We start from the raw sequence: 15,375 nt of genomic DNA on the forward strand, positions 1-15,375 counted from the left end.
AGCCGATGCAGTTGATCCCCTGGTCCCACGAATGCGCCGAAGGCTTCACCCTGCGTGGCTGGCGAACCCCGGCCAGTGGCAAGCCGCTGCTGCATTTTCTGCACGGCAACGGCTTCTGCTGCCTTGCCTACCAGCCATTGCTGATGCGCCTGGGCGAACATTTCGACCTGTGGCTCAGCGATGTCCAGGGCCATGGTGACAGTGACCATGGCGGGGTTTTTCGTGGCTGGAACCGCACCGCTGCGCTGGCGGTGGAGGCTTTCGCCGCCGGGCGGGGCGAGTATGGCGACGTACCGCGCTTTGCCGTCGGGCACAGCTTCGGTGGCGTGCTCACCGGCCTGATCCTGGCCAGTGAACCGCAGCTGTTCACCCGTGCCGTGCTGCTTGACCCGGTACTGTTCAGCCGGCGCATGCTGGGTGTGATGGGGGTGGCAGCCCTGGTCGGCTTGCACCAGCGTCACGCCCTGGCGCGCAAGGCCGCCAGCCGTCGCAGCCACTGGCCCGACCGCGAGGCAGCCCTGGCGTCGCTGCATGGGCGGGGTATCTTTAAGGGGTGGACCGATGCGGCGCTGCGGGCCTACGTCGAGCATGCCATCGGCGACTGTGGCGAAACGGTGGTGCTCAAGTGCCGGCCCAGCCGCGAAGTGGAAATCTTCAGTTCCTTCCCCAAGCGCATGTGGGCAAGCCTGACGGCGATCCGCACGCCCACGCGGGTGCTGTACGGCGAGCACACCTACCCCTTCGTGCCCCATTCGGTTAGCCGCCTGGCGGCGCTCAACCCTCAGGTGACCGCCAGGCAGGTTGCGGGTGGGCATTGTTTCATGCAGGAAGACCCGGTCATTGCTGCCGAACAGGTGCTGGATTTCTTGCAAGGCTGACTGTTCCATGAGTGGAACGATGAATGCCAAACAAGCCTGCTACCGCCTGATTGGCATCATTGATAAGGTTATCTCAACCAAGAGAGGAGCCTTCTCATGAAAACGATTCTGGGTATTCACCGCAGCCCCCACGCCCACTGGGTAGGTGATGGTTTCCCGGTGCGCAGCCTGTTCACCTACGACAACCTGGCCAGCAAGATCAGCCCGTTCCTGCTGCTGGACTATGCCGGCCCTCATGACTTTACCCCGACCAGTGCGCGGCGCGGCGTTGGCCAGCACCCGCACCGCGGTTTCGAGACCGTGACCATCGTTTACCAGGGCGAACTGGAGCACCGCGACTCTACCGGTGCTGGCGGCTTGATCGGCCCCGGTGACGTGCAGTGGATGACTGCTGCCAACGGCATCATCCATGAAGAGTTCCACTCCCCAGGCTTCGCCCGCACTGGCGGTACGCTGGAGATGGTACAGCTGTGGGTCAACCTGCCGGCACGGGACAAGCGCGCAGCGGCTGGCTACCAGACGCTGCTGGCCGAGGACATCCCGGTGGTGGCGCTGGACGGCGAGGGCGGTAGCCTGCGGGTGATTGCAGGTGAATATCGTGGGCATTCGGGGCCGGCGCGAACCTTTACCGCCATGGATGTCTGGGACATGCGCCTGAATGCCGGTGCAACCTTGCAGCTGCCGGTTGCCGCCGGCCGCAATGCGGCGCTGGTGGTGTTGCGCGGCAATGTGCGGATCAACGGCGAGCGCGAAGCCGGCCCATCCAGCCTGGTGCTGCTTGACCGCGGTGGTGAGGATGTTGCCGTCGAAGCGCTGGAAGGTGCCAGCCTGCTGCTGCTCAGCGGTGAACCGATCGACGAGCCGATCGTGGGCTATGGCCCGTTCGTGATGAACAGCCAGGCAGAAATTGCCGAGTCGTTCGACGACTTCCATGCCGGGCGGTTCGGGCAGATGCAGGATGCACGGGACGGTGCGGCGCATTGATCCTTGCCTGAAAAAGCTGGGGCTGCGTTTGCAGCCCTATCGCGACACAAGGCCGCTCCTACAGGGAAGCACGACCCCCTGTAGGAGCGGCCTTGTGTCGCGATAGGGGCGCAGAGCGCCCCCAGCACTCAAAAGCCACGTCCGGATTGAAACCATTGGCATTACTGGCATGATCACCCCATGCCCAAGCTCACCCCCCTGCACGCCGTACGCCGATCTTTGCCCACCCCCGGCCACCACACCCTGTGGCTGCGCTACCGCGCCCCTTACCACTGGCCCTCGACCCTGGCCTTCCTCGCTGCCCGCTGCATCCCCGGCATCGAGACCTGCCTCGACGGCACCTACCGCCGTACCCTGGTAATTGCCGGCCGCCACGCCGTCTTGCACGCCACACCTTCGGGCAGCCAGTACCTGCGGGTCCGCCTTGAGGGCGTCCCGGCCCACGCGCTACCCGGCCTGACCGCCAGGCTGAGGCGGGTCTTCGACCTCGATGCCGACCCCGCGCGCATCAATGCCGAACTGTCCCGCGATCCGCTGATGGCCCGCCTGCTACAGGAGCGCCCGGGCCTGCGCGTGCCACAAGGCTGGGACGCCTGCGAGCAGGCCATGCGCACTGTGCTGGGCCAGCAGGTCAGTGTGGCCGGTGCCATGACCCTGGCCGGCCGCCTGGTGCAACGCCACGGCGTGCCCTTGCGCTGGCCCGCACCGGGCCTGAGCCACGTGTTTCCGGCGCTGCCGGTATTGGCGGCTGCGCAGTTCGAGGATATGGGCATGCCGCGGGCGCGCGCCGCCACCCTGGGCACGCTGGCCAGTGCCTTGCTGGCCGAACCCGGGCTGCTACGCCGCGGGCAAGTGCTGGATCAACTGCTGCGCAACCTGTGCCAACTCAAGGGGATCGGCCCCTGGAGCGCGCACTACCTGGCGTTGCGCCAGGCCGGCGCGGCCGATGCCTTGCCGCTGGGCGACGTGGCGCTGGTCAAGGCGTTGCGCCTGCTCGAAGGCGACGACGCCCAACTGGCGCAACGAGCCCTGGCCTGGCGACCGTGGCGAGCCTATGCGGCGCAGCATCTGTGGGCATCGCTGGGGCCTGCCGGCACCGCTCGTCGCTAAGTCTGCCATTGCGTTCGAACACTCGGCCTGCACAGGCAATCTTCCACTAAGGTGCTAGAGGATTCCCCGCATGATCATTGCCCAGGCGCATGGACGCCTGCCCCGGCATGCGCAATATCAATTGGCGCCTCGCCCGACAAAGGCGTACTCACACAACAGGCCATCCCAAAGAGAGGGTCGTACCATGTCGTTGATAGGAGTTTCGATGCTAGAAATGCGGCAGATGATCGAGCAGGCCTGCCTGCCCGACCGTTGCGAAGTCAGCTGCACGGACGGCGCCAACCTGACCATCCGCCTGGGTCAGGGCCAGAGTCTCGACGAGGGCGTGACCCTGAGCGGGGTCCCCCTGCATAGCCTCAACAGTTGCCGCGACCTAGTCAACTTGGTGGGGCAGCTGCACGCGCTGCGTGACAGCCACCCGGCGCCACTCAAGGCGATCGCCTGAGGCGCCTGCCGCGCCCCGGTCAGCCCAGGCTGGCCGGGCGCACATATTCCGGCATCAGGCCGTTGAACCAGAACAGGATCATCGCCACCAGGATGGTCACCAGCAGCAGCAACCCCACCCCCCACACGCAGGTCGCGAACAGCATGGCCTGTTCCTTCTTCAGGCGCAGAAAGGTCTGCAACCCGCCATACAGCAACACACTGGCATAGGCCGAGGCAGCCAGCAGCGCCGCCAGCGCCAGCCAGCGGATCGGCAGCAGGCCGACCACCCCGGCAAAGAACCATGGCGTGGCGCAGTAGGCGGCAAAGCCGATGCACTGGTTGAGGCTGGGCTGCGCATCGAAACCGCGCGACATCCAGCGGATCATCGTGCCCATCAACATCACTCCGACGACTGTGGTGGCATAGAGCAGGCCCGCCAGTTGCGCGGCGCTGGCCATGCTCAGGCGCACCCGCTCCTCGGCCGCCAGGCTCCAGCCGAAGGTGGTGGTGCCGACGAACAGGCACACCGCGGGGATCAATGCCAGGGCCAGCAGGCGCGGCAGATATTGCTGCGGGTGGTCTTCCTCGGCCCGGCGAATATCCAGCCAGGCGTCGGCGGGGTGAGTGAAGAGCTTGAGCAACGGACTGTTCATTGGCGTTCTCCGCGTTCTCCGGCAGGCATGGGCCCTTTTGCTATGGAGACGTGACGCGCCCCGTGGGTTCAGCCGGGTTGATCGCCGTTGATCGTCTTACAGCAGTTCCAGCAGCAGGTTCAGGCCGCCATCACCGCACTTGCCCTGGTCGCGGACCACACCGTGGTAGCTGCGCCCGTCCCAGACGAAGGCCACGCTGTGGGCACGGTCGACCTTGTCGGGCAGCGGCGGGCAGATGTGCAGGCGCAGGCCCGGGCGGCCTTGCAGGTTGAGGGCGGCGAGTTGGCACTGGCATTCCACGCTTTGTGCCACCGGGCCGAACAGGGTGTCGCGTACGTAATCGAGTTGCAGTGAGGAATTGGGCGCGCGGCAGGGCATTTTCATGGGCGCGCGGCTCCGCTGTGAGGGGTTGGGGAACAGGGCTGGCAGGGCATGGCGGGCTCCAGGCTGAAGAGGGCATGGCATATCGTTTGAAGCTTGCCTGGCCAAGATGTTCAACGTGTTTCATGCGCGTTCATCCTGTTTGCGCCGGGTGGCGGGCCGTTGGTCCGATTCAGCCACCGGCCTTGCGCAAGGTCAGGTTGATCCGCCGTTCACCCAGGCGCGGATGCACGCCGGGCTTGATCGGGAGCACGCCGTGAAACCGCAAGCGGTCCCCTCCACCCCAGACCAGCACATCGCCATGGCTCAGCGGGATGCGCTGGGTCTTGTCGGCGCGCTGCAGGCCACCGAACAGGAACACCGCCGGCAAGCCCAGCGACACCGACACGATCGGTTGGCCGAAGTCCTGCTCGTCGCGGTCCTGGTGCAGGCTCAGGCGGGTGCCCGGCAGGTAGTGGTTGACCAGGCAGGCATCCGGCACGAAGCCGTCGAACCCGGCCATGGCCGCGGCGCGGTTGGCCAGCTCGAGCAACACGGGGGGCAGGGCGGGCCAGGGTTTGCCGCTGAGCGGGTCGCAGGGGCTGTAGCGGTAGCCGTGTTCGTCACTGACCCAACCTAGCGTGCCGCAGTTGGTCAACCCTACCGCCATGCGCAGGCCGCCTGGGGTGTGCATGTGCCGGAACGGCGCGGCACGCAGCACCGGGCGCAGGGCATCGAGCAGAGGCTCGATCTCGGCCAGGGCGAAGCCGGGCAGCAGCACGGTGTGACTGGCCAGGCGTTGCGGCTGGGGGTCGAACAGGTCGAGGTCGGACTGGATCATGGGATTGGGTAGCGGCTTGGTTGAGGACCATTGTAATGCGCTTGGCAGGCTTGGCCTATTCGCGGGTGGACAAGACGCCCCGCTTTGTAGGAGCAGCCTTGTGCTGCGAAGAGGCCGGTGCAGGCAACAGATATGTATGGCCATTGCCGGCCCCTTCGCAGCACAAGGCTGCTCCTACAAGGCCCTCGCTAAATCAATAAAAAAAAAGGAGTTGTGACAGGAATAAAAAGGAACCGCGGCACCAGGGAGAGGAGCACCGCGGTTCAAGGGGGGAGCGATCTACTGCTGGGTCACGGTGGCCACGTTCGCGCTGCCCAGCTGGCTGATGGTCGCGGTCTGGGTGACACCGCTCTGGTCGACGTACGCCTTGTTGCCCTGGCCTCCCTGGGTCACGTAGGCGACGTTGTAACTGTCAACCTGCTTGATGGTGGCTTCGTTGCCGCCACCGTACAGCTGGTTGGTGTAGCTCTGGTTGCTGTAGCCGGACTGGTCCAGGTTGATGACGTTGCCGGTGCCCTGGCTGTTGCCGTAGGCATAGTTTTCGGTGCCACGCTGGTCGGCGATCAGGATGTTGTCAGTGCCGTTCTGTTCGAAGTACAGCTCGTTGTTCATGTCGGCCTGCTTGGTCTCCATCTGGTTGCCGGTGCCTTTCTGGGTCAGCGTGGCCAGCTGGTTGTCACCGTTCTGGGTCAGGTTGGCGCCGTTGCCATTGCCGTTCTGGTTGATGGTGGCGTTCTGGTTGGTACCGAACTGCCCGCCCATCTTGGCGCCTTTCCAGTTGCTGGCAGTGACGCTGTTGCCATTGCCCTTGGTGTTGATGGTCAGGTTGAGGTTTTCACCGTTCTGGTAGGTGAAATGCACGTTGTTGCTACCGGTCTGGGTGATGGTGGTGGTCGAGTTGTTGGTCTCGAACTGGTCCGACCAGCTGGCGTTGGCCGTGCCCTGTTGCGACAGGCTGACCTTGTTGTTCATGCCGAAGCTCTGGTCGATATAGCCTTCGTTCATCTGGCCGGACTGGGTTACCGATGCCTGGCTGGCGGTCTGGTTGTCCTGCCACACTTCCACCGAGTTGCCGCCACCGTACTGGCCAATGCCGATGGTGCCGCCGGTGCCGTCGCGCTGGTCGCCATACGCCCAGTTGCCCTTGCCATCCTGGTAGACCTGGATATCGCCATCGACGTAGCTCAGGTGCTCGGCGGCGGCGTAGTTGTCCTGGCCGGTCTGGTTGATGATGCTGCTGTTGTTGCTGCCACCAAAGGTCTGCTCGATGAAGGCCTCGTTGCGCTGGCCGGATTGCCAGGTGGTGGCCTTGCTGCCTTCCTGGCTGTCCTGCCACACGGTCGAGGTGTTTTCGGCGCCTTGCTGGGTTTGCAGCGATTGGTTGCCCAGGCCCAGCGACTGGCTGACGAAGGCATCGTTGTAGCTGCCGCTGGCGTGCTGGGTGACCTGGCTGCCGTTCTCGAACAGTTGGTCGGCGTAGCCGGCGTTGTACTGGCCGTTGGCGCTCTGCTGGATATCGCTGGTGCTCTCGGATTGCACCGCCAGGTGGTTGTTGCCCTTGCCGGTCTGGGTCTGGGTGGCCGAGGCGTATGGCGCCAGGGACTGGCTGACTTCGGCGATGTTTTCCTTGCCGTCCTGGGTCTGGGACGAGGTGCTGTCAGCAGCCATGGCCTGACCTGCAAGGGCCAGGACGATAGCGGCACTTAACGGAGCGAGCTTGTACATGGGGGTGCCTCCAGGTCTATCGGTATTGGGTGATCTGAACGTGCTGGCCATTGCCGGCCTGAGTCACGGAGCTGTTGAGGCCAGTGCCGGACTGCACGATGCTGGCGCTGTTGTCGTTGCCGATCTGCTCAATGGCCGCGCTGTTGCTGCTGCCGCTCTGGCGGATCGACGCGCTGTTGCCATTTCCCTGTTGGCTGATGATGGCCATCAGGTCGCTACCTTCCTGCAAGATGTACGCTTCCTGCGCGCCTCCGGCCTGGACGATGCGGCCCAGCAGGGCCTGGCCGTTCTGGTCGAGGGCGGCGCGGTTGCCCGCGCCTTGCTGCTCGATCACCGCAGCCTGGCCGGCGCCGGCCGGCAGCAGGCGGATGATCACCGGGTCGCCGAGGTCGTTGCCGGGCGCGAGGTCGGCATTGTCCAGCAGGTCGTCGGCCCAGCAGGCCTGGCCCACCAGGGCCAGGCCGAGCAGCAGGGGGTACAGGCGTTTCATTGCAACCTCCGGCCTTTACTGCACGGTTACGTTGACGGTGCGTGTGGTGCCCTGGCTGGTGGTGATCGTCGCCGTCGGTGCCGCAGTCGGGATGATCGTGGTGCTATTGCTCACCGCCAGGCGCCAGCGGCCGGTCAGCGCTACCGTGGCGGTACCAAGGGTCTGCACGCCGGTAGTGGTGGTAACCCGCACGGTGACGGTGTTGCCGGTGGTGACCGACGAGGTACCGCTGAGGTCCCAGTTGTAACGGTTGTTGGAGCGTGCCGTGACCGTGGCTGCCGTGACCGCGAAGGTTTCGGCGGCGGGCCGTGGCGACACGTTGACGGTGACGGTGCTGGGGTTGGACAGCGCCCCCAGCGAGTCACGAGCCTGGTAGGTGAAGGTGGTGGTGAAGGCGGTGGTCACCGTGGCCGGTGGGGTGTAGGTCACCGTGGTGCCGTTGGTGCTGACGGTGCCCCGGCCGACAGCCGGCTGGGTGAGGGAAGCAGCAGGGACAGTCAGCGGCACGTTGCCTTCCGGATCGGTGTCGTTGGCCAGCACGTTGATGGTCAATGGCACGCCCAAGGTGGCGACGGTTTCCGGGTTGGCGGTTGGTGCCCGGTTGGGCGCTACGTTGATGGTGACAGTAGCCGGTTCCGACTTCAGGCCCTTGGCGTCCACCGCCCGGTAGCTGAAGGTGGCCACCACGGGTTGCGTGGCCCCGGCTGGCGGGGTGTAGGTGACCGAGGTGGTGCCGTTCATCACCACGCCGCCAAGACCGGTACCGGGCTGGGTGAGGTCGCTGATGGTCAGCGGTACGTTGCCATCCGGGTCGCTGTCGTTCTGCAGCAGGTTGAGGGTGATCGGGATGCCCACGCTGGTACTGCCGGTATCGGCCTGGGCCAGCGGCGGCTGGTTGGCCGCCTCGACCGGCGCGTTGCCGACCACGACTACCGGTTCGACATCGCTGCCGCCGCGTGCCGATTTCACCGTGATGGTGGCTGGTGGCTGCGGCACGTCGTTGACGGTCAGGCTCTGCAGCGTGCCCGCCTTGGACAGGCGACCGTAGCCTTGGGCGATCAGGTCCGGGACCGCCACTTCGTCACTGGAACGGGCCTCTATCAACAGGCGCTTGTTGGCCCAGTCGTAGCGTGCGGTGCCGACCTTGACCACGTCGGTGAGCTTGCTCGACAGCGCGGTCGGCTGGGTACCGCCGGCGCTGTCGCTGGCGGTGACCACCACCACTGCAGGCGGTGCTTCCTGGCCGAACTGCTGGTGGAAGAACAGCCCGTTGTTGTCGGCGGTGAGGGTGTACTGGCACGGCGAAGGCGGGGTGCCGACCAAGGCAATGCCATTGCGCATGCACAGGCTGGCTGTGCTGGGCGCCTTGGCGAACACTTCCGTACGGGTGCCGGTGGCATTGCGCGAATAGGTGGCGCGTTCCAGGCTGACCGGGGTCTGGGCCCGTTGGTCGAGTACCTTGCCTGAAACAGTGAAGGTGTTGGTCTGGATGGTGCCAGCGGGGCCTTGAATGCGCACGAAGTTGGTATTGAAGGGGCTGCCGGTCACCGCCTCGGTGATATTGGGGTCGCCGATGTAGGTTTCGATGGCGCCGGTATCGGGGTTGACCTCGGTGTAAGGCCCGCCAACACCCTTCAGCCAAGGGCCGATCGCCCCCGCCAGCGCTCCCCGGAAGTTGCCTGGTGCGCCAATGCCAATGTCCCGGGTGATGTTGATCGCCCGACGCCCCGCCGTGGTGACGTTGACCGTCTCCACCCCGTAGGGATGGGTGATGGTGTAGGTACCGGTACTTGGGACCGAAGCACGGATGCGGATCCGGGCGAAGCTTTGCTGGTCACCATCGACAGGGTTTTCGGCGGCGAAGGCAGCCTCCACCCCGGCTACATAAACCTCCAGTTCATAGCCGCTGTTGCCGACCTGCGGAATGGCGGTTTCCGCCAGGAACCAGAACATCTCGGGCGGCCAGTTGTCCGGGAACACCAGCGGCAGGGCATCGTCATAGATGCCAGGCTCGGGCAACAAGGTACACATGTACGCCGGTGCCCCCGGCGCGCCTGGCGCACGCGTACTGGTAGCACGGGATTGGCACAGCTCCAGGGACTGGTCGAGGCTGTCCTTGTACCACATCGGATAGCCACCGGTGGCGAAGGTGTAGGGCCCCGGGTCGACATCGGACAGCGCGGCAAACGCGGCGCTGGTAACGGTAAGGGAGAAACCGGCGGCCAACAGCGCACGGCGCGACCAAGTGTTCATGCTGCCTCCTTGAAGGCTGAGCCTTTGTCTGTTCATGGCACCAGCACCACGTCTTCGGTGTCGCTACCGCCGTTGGTACTGGTGACCTGCACCTTGGCCGGCGGGATCGGCGACAGGCTGGTGCTCAGCGTCTTCACGGCACCTGTGCCGCTCAGGTTGCCGATCAGCGCGCCGTTGCCGGTGTGTGCGGTGAGCACTGGCGGCGTGGTTTCGTCGCTGGTGCTGGCCACCAAGGTCAGCTCGCCGGTGGACAGACGGAACTGGGCCTGGGTGATAACGACCAGGTCGGTCAGCGGTACATTGGCGGTGGTCAGGCTGCTGGCAGGGATCGCCACGCTGTTGTCGGCGGTCAGCGTCAGGATCGTCCCGGCGGCCGGGTCGAGCACCGACTGGGCGTACCAGGCACCGGTACCGTTGGCCTCGGTGAGGTTCAGGTTGGGTGTCTGGCTGGTCAGGGTGACGCTGGCCGGTGGCGGCGGGGCCATCACGAAGATGTCCTGCTGGGCGCGCAGGTCGCCGTTCTCGGTATGCCGCGAGTAGGTACTGCGTTGCGGCATCAGCGGGGTTGGCAGGGTCACTTCGGAAAGCTTGCCCGAAACCGCGAACAGCTCGGTGCGCAGGTCGATGCCGCCGGGGCCTTCGATGCGCACGTAGTTGGTATTGAAGGGGCTGCCGGTCACCCGTTCTTCCAGGTTCGGGTCGCCGATGAAGCGCTCGCTGCCTTCGGTGTAGGGGCCGTTGACACTGCGCAGGAACGGCCCGACATCGCCTTTCAGGGCGCCGGTGAAGTCGCCTGCGCCGGCAATGCCGATGTCGCGGGTCATGTTGATCGCCCGGCGCCCGGGCGCAGGTACGTCGAACACTTCGACGCCGTAGGGGTGAGTGACCACGTAGGTGCCGGCGGTTGGCACGTCGACCCGGATACGCACCCGGGCGAAGCTGACCTGGTCGCCGTCGACCGGTTCTTCGGCGGCAAATGCCGCTTCGATCGCGGTGCCGTAGCTGAGGTCGATGCCGCGAGTGGCGTCGACGATGGCGGCATCGGCGGTGAACCAGAAAGCTTCGTCAGGGAAGTTGGTGGGGAAGACGATGGGTTGGGTATCGTCGAACACGCCGGGGGTGGGCAGCAGCGTGCACATGTACGAAGGTGCGCCGGGTGCGCCAGGCACACGCGAGCTGACCGCCTTTGTCAGGCACAGGTCAAGGGTACGACCGTGACTGTCCTGGTACCAGGCTGGGAAACCACCGTTGGCGGGAACATAGGCGCCTGGATCGACAGCGTTCAAGGCAGCCTGCGCCGGGAGTTGGAGCATGCCGGCGAAAATGGCCAATGCCAGCGGGTGGGGTATCGGTCGGTGCATGAGACATTTCCTCCTGCAAACGGGCCCATGGACTTGGGGCGTCTGGCAGGAGATCGGCAATAGGCGTGCCAAGGCAGAAAAAATGTGCTGCAGCCCTTGCAGGGCAAGGGATCCATTTCTCTTGCAAGGGCGATTGCAGGGGGTGGGCCGTTGGGTACCGTGTCCCCAAGGTTGGGGACTGGGGCAGGTGGTACCGACCCAATCAATTGCGTGAACGCGGCCCTGTAGGTGCGGTCTTGCGGCGAATACCCATGTAGCCAGCCAAGGCCGGCCGGCCGCAAAGCCCGGGCAGCCCTTTGAAATCAAGCCTGAAACCGGTTTCAAAACATTTCTGAACGCGCTAGATTATCCGGCTGTTTTTTTGATGGCCCATCAAGACCCCCCCATATTGAAAATCAGATGGCGCTTTTCAAGGCCGCACACAGCCGATGAGGATTCGCAATGCCTGAGCATGCCCCCGACAATCCGCGCAGGGACTTTCTGCGCAAGACCTTGACCTTGATCCCTGTGGTCACAGTGGCCAGCACGGGGCTTGGCGTGGGTGCCAGTCAGCTGCTTGCGGCCCCGCAACACGAGCCCAAAGTGCCGGCCACGCCGCCTGTGGGCAACTACCAGCCGACTTTCTTCACTGCCGAGGAGTGGGCCTTCGTGCAGGCTGCCGTCTCGCGCATCATCCCGGCCGACGAACTTGGCCCTGGCGCACTTGAAGCCGGCGCTGCCGAATTCATCGACCGGCAGATGAACACCCCCTACGCAACTGGCGCGCAGTGGTACATGCAAGGCCCTTTCAAGGCCGACGCCGCGCCCGAACTGGGGTACCAGCTGCAACTCAGCCCGCAACAGATCTACCGCCTGGGCATCGCCGCCGTGGATGGCTGGTGCAAGGCCAATTCCGGGCAAGTTTTTGCTGCGCAAGATAGCGCTACCCGAGACCGCATTCTCAGCAAGATCGAGGCTGGAGAGCTGGTTTTCGACGCCGTGCCAGCCAAGGTGTTCTTCAGCCTGCTGGTGCAGAACACCCGTGAAGGGTTCTTCTGCGACCCGATCCATGGCGGCAACAAAGGCATGGTCGGCTGGACCCAGATCGGCTTCCCCGGCGCCCGTGCCGATTTCATGGATTGGGTCGAGCGCAACGAGCCTTACCCGTTCCCCGCTGTTTCGATCCGTGGCGAGAGGGCCTGAGGCATGACGACCGTGATGAAGAAAGTGGACGCGGTGATCGTGGGCTTCGGCTGGGCCGGCGCGATCATGGCCAAGGAACTGACCGAGGCGGGGCTGCAAGTGCTGGCCCTGGAGCGGGGGCCGATGCAGGACACCTACCCGGAAGGCAGCTACCCGCAGGTGATCGACGAACTGACCTACAGCGTGCGCAAGAAGCTGTTCGTCGATGTGTCCAAAGAGACCGTCACCATCCGCCACGGCATGAACGACGTGGCGCTGCCCAATCGCCAGCTCGGTGCCTTCCTGCCGGGCAAAGGTGTAGGTGGCGCAGGCCTGCACTGGTCGGGCGTGCACTTCCGGGTAGACCCTATGGAGCTGCGCATGCGCAGCCACTACGAAGAACGCTACGGGCGCAAGTTCATCCCCGAAGACATGACTATCCAGGACTTCGGGGTCAGCTACGAAGAACTGGAACCGCACTTCGACTTCGCCGAGAAGGTGTTCGGTACCTCTGGCCAGGCCTGGACCGTCAACGGCCAGGTCGTTGGCGAAGGGAAGGGCGGCAACCCCTATGCGCCAGACCGTTCCAGCCCGTTCCCGCTGCCTTCGCAGAAAAACGTGGTGTCGGCCAGGCTGTTCGAAAAGGCGGCGGCCAGCCTGGGCTACAAGCCCTACAACCTGCCCTCGGCCAACACCTCCGGCTCGTACACCAACCCGTACGGGGCGCAGATGGGGCCATGCAACTTCTGCGGTTTCTGCAGCGGCTACGTGTGCTACATGTACTCCAAGGCCTCGCCCAACGTGAACATCCTGCCGGCGCTGCGTCAGGTGCCGAACTTCGAATTGCGGCCCAACGCTCATGTGCTGCGGGTGAACCTGGACGACAGCAAGCGCAAGGCCACCGGCGTCACCTACATCGACGCCCAGGGGCGGGAAGTGGAGCAGCCGGCGGACCTGGTGATCCTGGCGGCGTTCCAGTTCAACAACGTACGCCTGATGCTGCTGTCCGGCATCGGCAAACCGTACGACCCCATCAGGAACGAAGGCGTGGTCGGGCGTAACTTCGCCTACCAGAACATGGGCACGGTCAAGGCGTTCTTCGACAAGGACACCTACACCAACAACTTCATCGGCGCCGGTGGCAACGGCATCGCCATCGATGACTTCAACGCCGACAACTTCGACCATGGCCCGCACGGCTTCGTCGGTGGCTCGCCGATGTGGGTGAACCAGGCCGGCACACGGCCGATTGCCGGCGGCGCCATCCCGCCTGGCACACCGGCCTGGGGCAGCGCCTGGAAGAAGGCCACCGCCGATTACTACACCCACCAGGTGTCGATGGACGCGCATGGTGCCCATCAGTCCTACCGTGGCAACTACCTGGACCTCGACCCGACCTACCGCGACGCCTATGGCCAGCCGTTGCTGCGCATGACCTTCGACTGGCAGGAAAACGACATCAGGATGAACCAGTTCATGGTCGACAAGCTGAGCAAGATCGCCCAGGCGATGAACCCCAAGACCATTGCGGTGCTGGGCAAGAAGGTCAAGGACCACTTCAACACCGCCAGCTACCAGACCACCCACCTGAACGGCGGCGCGATCATGGGCACCGACCCGAAGACCAGTGCGTTGAACCGCTATCTGCAAAGCTGGGACGTGCACAACGTGTTCGTTCCGGGGGCTTCGGCGTTCCCCCAAGGGCTGGGCTACAACCCGACCGGGCTGGTGGCTGCGCTGACCTACTGGTCGGCCCGCGCCATCCGCGAGCAGTACCTGAAAAACCCTGGCCCGCTGGTTCAGGCTTGAGGAGCGATGCGCATGAAGACAATGTTGATCGCAACCCTGCTGGGTGCCAGCGTGGCTGCACAGGCTGCGCCGAATGACGATGCGCAGGTGCGCCAGGGCGAGTACCTGGCCCGCGCCGGCGACTGCGTCGCCTGCCATACCGCCAAGGGCGGCAAGCCGTTCGCCGGTGGGCTGCCGATGGAAACACCGATCGGCACGGTGTACTCCACCAACATCACCCCGGCGGCCAGTGGTATCGGCCAGTACAGCTTCGAAGACTTCGACCAGGCGGTGCGCAAGGGCATCGGCAAGGATGGCAGCACCCTGTATCCCGCCATGCCATACCCGTCCTATGCGCGCGTCAGCGAGCAGGACATGCAGGCGCTGTATGCCTACTTCATGAAGGGCGTGGAACCGGTCGAGCAGACGAACAAGGCCACCGATATCCCTTGGCCGCTGAGCATGCGCTGGCCGCTGGCGGTCTGGCGCGGGTTGTTCGCGCCAGAGGCCAAGCCCTGGCAGGCATCGGCGGCGGCCGACCCGGTGGTCAACCGCGGTGCATACCTGGTCGAGGGCCTGGGGCACTGTGGTGCGTGCCATACGCCGCGGGCGCTGACCATGCAGGAAAAGGCACTGAGCCCACAGGAGGGCGAGCAGTTCCTGGCTGGCAGTGCACCGCTGGAAGGCTGGATTGCCAAGAACCTGCGTGGCGACCACAAGGACGGCCTGGGTAGCTGGAGCGAAGAGCAGCTGGTGCAGTTTCTCAAGACTGGCCGTAGCGACCGCAGCGCCGTGTTCGGTGGCATGAGCGACGTGGTCGAGCACAGCATGCAACACATGAGCGACGCCGACCTGACCGCTATCGCCCGCTACCTGAAGACGCTGCCACCGAGCAACCCTGACGACCAGCCGCACGTGTACGACAAACAGGTGGCGGATGCGCTATGGAAGGGTGACGACAGCAAGCCCGGGGCGGCGGTGTACATCGACAATTGCGCGGCCTGCCACCGTACCGATGGCCAGGGCTATACCCGCGTGTTCCCGGCCCTGGCCGGCAACCCGGTGGTGCAGACGGCGGATGCCACATCGCTGATCCACGTAGTATTGGCGGGGGGCACGGTGCCGGCGACGCACGCGGCACCGTCGAACTTCACCATGCCGGCGTTCGGCTGGCGCCTGAGTGACCAGGAGGTTGCCGAGGTGGTGAACTTCATTCGCACCAGTTGGGGTAACCAGGGCAGTGCCGTCACTGCCAGTGACGTGAAATCCCTCCGTTAACTGCATTCCCCTGTCTGCACCCCCAATCCACTGTGGGAGCGGGTTTACCCGCGAATGCGTCGGCACA

14 protein-coding genes are annotated in these 15,375 nt (G+C 64.9%); 7 read left to right on the plus strand and 7 right to left on the minus strand.

Going from position 1 to position 15,375, the window contains the following annotated elements:
• The first annotated feature begins 5 nt into the window (after positions 1-5).
• The 4 genes from ACGLHT_RS19875 (at position 6) to ACGLHT_RS19890 (ending at position 3,417) form a co-directional block, all read left to right on the plus strand.
• A complete protein-coding gene (locus tag ACGLHT_RS19875) occupies positions 6-878 on the plus strand; it encodes an alpha/beta fold hydrolase (protein ID WP_274120582.1) in 873 nt (290 codons plus the stop codon).
• Positions 879-974: 96 nt separating this feature from the next.
• Positions 975-1,862 (plus strand): pirin family protein, encoded by an 888-nt coding sequence (locus ACGLHT_RS19880; RefSeq protein ID WP_025339299.1) that lies wholly within the window; start codon positions 975-977, stop codon positions 1,860-1,862.
• A 180-nt stretch (positions 1,863-2,042) separates the two neighbouring features.
• Positions 2,043-2,972: a DNA-3-methyladenine glycosylase gene (locus tag ACGLHT_RS19885; RefSeq protein ID WP_274120581.1), complete on the plus strand. Its 930-nt coding sequence runs from the start codon at positions 2,043-2,045 to the stop codon at positions 2,970-2,972.
• A 184-nt stretch (positions 2,973-3,156) separates the two neighbouring features.
• A complete protein-coding gene (locus tag ACGLHT_RS19890) occupies positions 3,157-3,417 on the plus strand; it encodes a DUF1652 domain-containing protein (RefSeq protein WP_025339297.1) in 261 nt (86 codons plus the stop codon).
• Positions 3,418-3,436: 19 nt separating this feature from the next.
• On the opposite strand, the gene ACGLHT_RS19895 is transcribed toward ACGLHT_RS19890, so the two are convergent.
• From ACGLHT_RS19895 to ACGLHT_RS19925, 7 genes are all read right to left on the minus strand, one after another.
• A complete protein-coding gene (locus tag ACGLHT_RS19895; RefSeq protein ID WP_075045332.1) occupies positions 3,437-4,051 on the minus strand; it encodes a Yip1 family protein in 615 nt (204 codons plus the stop codon).
• Between the two features lie 96 nt (positions 4,052-4,147).
• Positions 4,148-4,435, minus strand: coding sequence for a hypothetical protein (locus ACGLHT_RS19900; protein ID WP_075045331.1), 288 nt, complete (start codon positions 4,433-4,435; stop codon positions 4,148-4,150).
• Between the two features lie 169 nt (positions 4,436-4,604).
• A complete protein-coding gene (alkB, locus tag ACGLHT_RS19905; RefSeq protein WP_274120580.1) occupies positions 4,605-5,252 on the minus strand; it encodes a DNA oxidative demethylase AlkB in 648 nt (215 codons plus the stop codon).
• A gap of 279 nt (positions 5,253-5,531) precedes the next feature.
• Positions 5,532-6,977: a curlin gene (locus ACGLHT_RS19910; protein WP_274120579.1), complete on the minus strand. Its 1,446-nt coding sequence runs from the start codon at positions 6,975-6,977 to the stop codon at positions 5,532-5,534.
• Between the two features lie 16 nt (positions 6,978-6,993).
• Positions 6,994-7,467: a curlin gene (locus ACGLHT_RS19915; RefSeq protein WP_025339292.1), complete on the minus strand. Its 474-nt coding sequence runs from the start codon at positions 7,465-7,467 to the stop codon at positions 6,994-6,996.
• A 15-nt stretch (positions 7,468-7,482) separates the two neighbouring features.
• Positions 7,483-9,720: an Ig-like domain-containing protein gene (locus tag ACGLHT_RS19920; RefSeq protein ID WP_274120578.1), complete on the minus strand. Its 2,238-nt coding sequence runs from the start codon at positions 9,718-9,720 to the stop codon at positions 7,483-7,485.
• A gap of 32 nt (positions 9,721-9,752) precedes the next feature.
• Positions 9,753-11,081 carry a hypothetical protein gene (locus ACGLHT_RS19925; RefSeq protein ID WP_023662458.1) on the minus strand — a complete coding sequence of 443 codons (1,329 nt, stop codon included), beginning with the start codon at positions 11,079-11,081 and terminating at the stop codon, positions 9,753-9,755.
• Between the two features lie 441 nt (positions 11,082-11,522).
• On the opposite strand from ACGLHT_RS19925, the gene ACGLHT_RS19930 reads away from it, so the two are divergent.
• From ACGLHT_RS19930 to ACGLHT_RS19940, 3 genes are read left to right on the plus strand one after another with little or no spacing between them, the layout of a single operon-like run.
• Positions 11,523-12,263 (plus strand): gluconate 2-dehydrogenase subunit 3 family protein, encoded by a 741-nt coding sequence (locus tag ACGLHT_RS19930; protein WP_024087189.1) that lies wholly within the window; start codon positions 11,523-11,525, stop codon positions 12,261-12,263.
• A gap of 3 nt (positions 12,264-12,266) precedes the next feature.
• Positions 12,267-14,051: a GMC family oxidoreductase gene (locus ACGLHT_RS19935; RefSeq protein WP_274120577.1), complete on the plus strand. Its 1,785-nt coding sequence runs from the start codon at positions 12,267-12,269 to the stop codon at positions 14,049-14,051.
• Between the two features lie 12 nt (positions 14,052-14,063).
• A complete protein-coding gene (locus tag ACGLHT_RS19940; RefSeq protein ID WP_024087188.1) occupies positions 14,064-15,308 on the plus strand; it encodes a cytochrome c in 1,245 nt (414 codons plus the stop codon).
• The last annotated feature ends 67 nt before the right edge of the window (positions 15,309-15,375 follow it).

Source organism: Pseudomonas sp. PsB, from assembly GCF_043658375.1.
Taxonomy (GTDB): Bacteria; Pseudomonadota; Gammaproteobacteria; order Pseudomonadales; family Pseudomonadaceae; genus Aquipseudomonas; species Aquipseudomonas putida_Z.

Excerpts from the sequence above, each read along its gene's own strand:
- ACGLHT_RS19880 (WP_025339299.1), top strand. The coding sequence starts at position 975 with ATGAAAACGATTCTGGGTATTCACCGCAGCCCCCACGCCCACTGGGTA.
- ACGLHT_RS19895 (WP_075045332.1), bottom strand. The coding sequence starts at position 4,051 with ATGAACAGTCCGTTGCTCAAGCTCTTCACTCACCCCGCCGACGCCTGG.
- ACGLHT_RS19900 (WP_075045331.1), bottom strand. The coding sequence starts at position 4,435 with ATGAAAATGCCCTGCCGCGCGCCCAATTCCTCACTGCAACTCGATTAC.
- ACGLHT_RS19910 (WP_274120579.1), bottom strand. The coding sequence starts at position 6,977 with ATGTACAAGCTCGCTCCGTTAAGTGCCGCTATCGTCCTGGCCCTTGCA.
- ACGLHT_RS19915 (WP_025339292.1), bottom strand. The coding sequence starts at position 7,467 with ATGAAACGCCTGTACCCCCTGCTGCTCGGCCTGGCCCTGGTGGGCCAG.
- ACGLHT_RS19925 (WP_023662458.1), bottom strand. The coding sequence starts at position 11,081 with ATGCACCGACCGATACCCCACCCGCTGGCATTGGCCATTTTCGCCGGC.
- ACGLHT_RS19885 (WP_274120581.1), top strand. The coding sequence starts at position 2,043 with ATGCCCAAGCTCACCCCCCTGCACGCCGTACGCCGATCTTTGCCCACC.
- ACGLHT_RS19940 (WP_024087188.1), top strand. The coding sequence starts at position 14,064 with ATGAAGACAATGTTGATCGCAACCCTGCTGGGTGCCAGCGTGGCTGCA.
- ACGLHT_RS19930 (WP_024087189.1), top strand. The coding sequence starts at position 11,523 with ATGCCTGAGCATGCCCCCGACAATCCGCGCAGGGACTTTCTGCGCAAG.
- ACGLHT_RS19875 (WP_274120582.1), top strand. The coding sequence starts at position 6 with ATGCAGTTGATCCCCTGGTCCCACGAATGCGCCGAAGGCTTCACCCTG.
- ACGLHT_RS19935 (WP_274120577.1), top strand. The coding sequence starts at position 12,267 with ATGACGACCGTGATGAAGAAAGTGGACGCGGTGATCGTGGGCTTCGGC.
- ACGLHT_RS19890 (WP_025339297.1), top strand. The coding sequence starts at position 3,157 with ATGTCGTTGATAGGAGTTTCGATGCTAGAAATGCGGCAGATGATCGAG.
- alkB (WP_274120580.1), bottom strand. The coding sequence starts at position 5,252 with ATGATCCAGTCCGACCTCGACCTGTTCGACCCCCAGCCGCAACGCCTG.
- ACGLHT_RS19920 (WP_274120578.1), bottom strand. The coding sequence starts at position 9,720 with ATGAACACTTGGTCGCGCCGTGCGCTGTTGGCCGCCGGTTTCTCCCTT.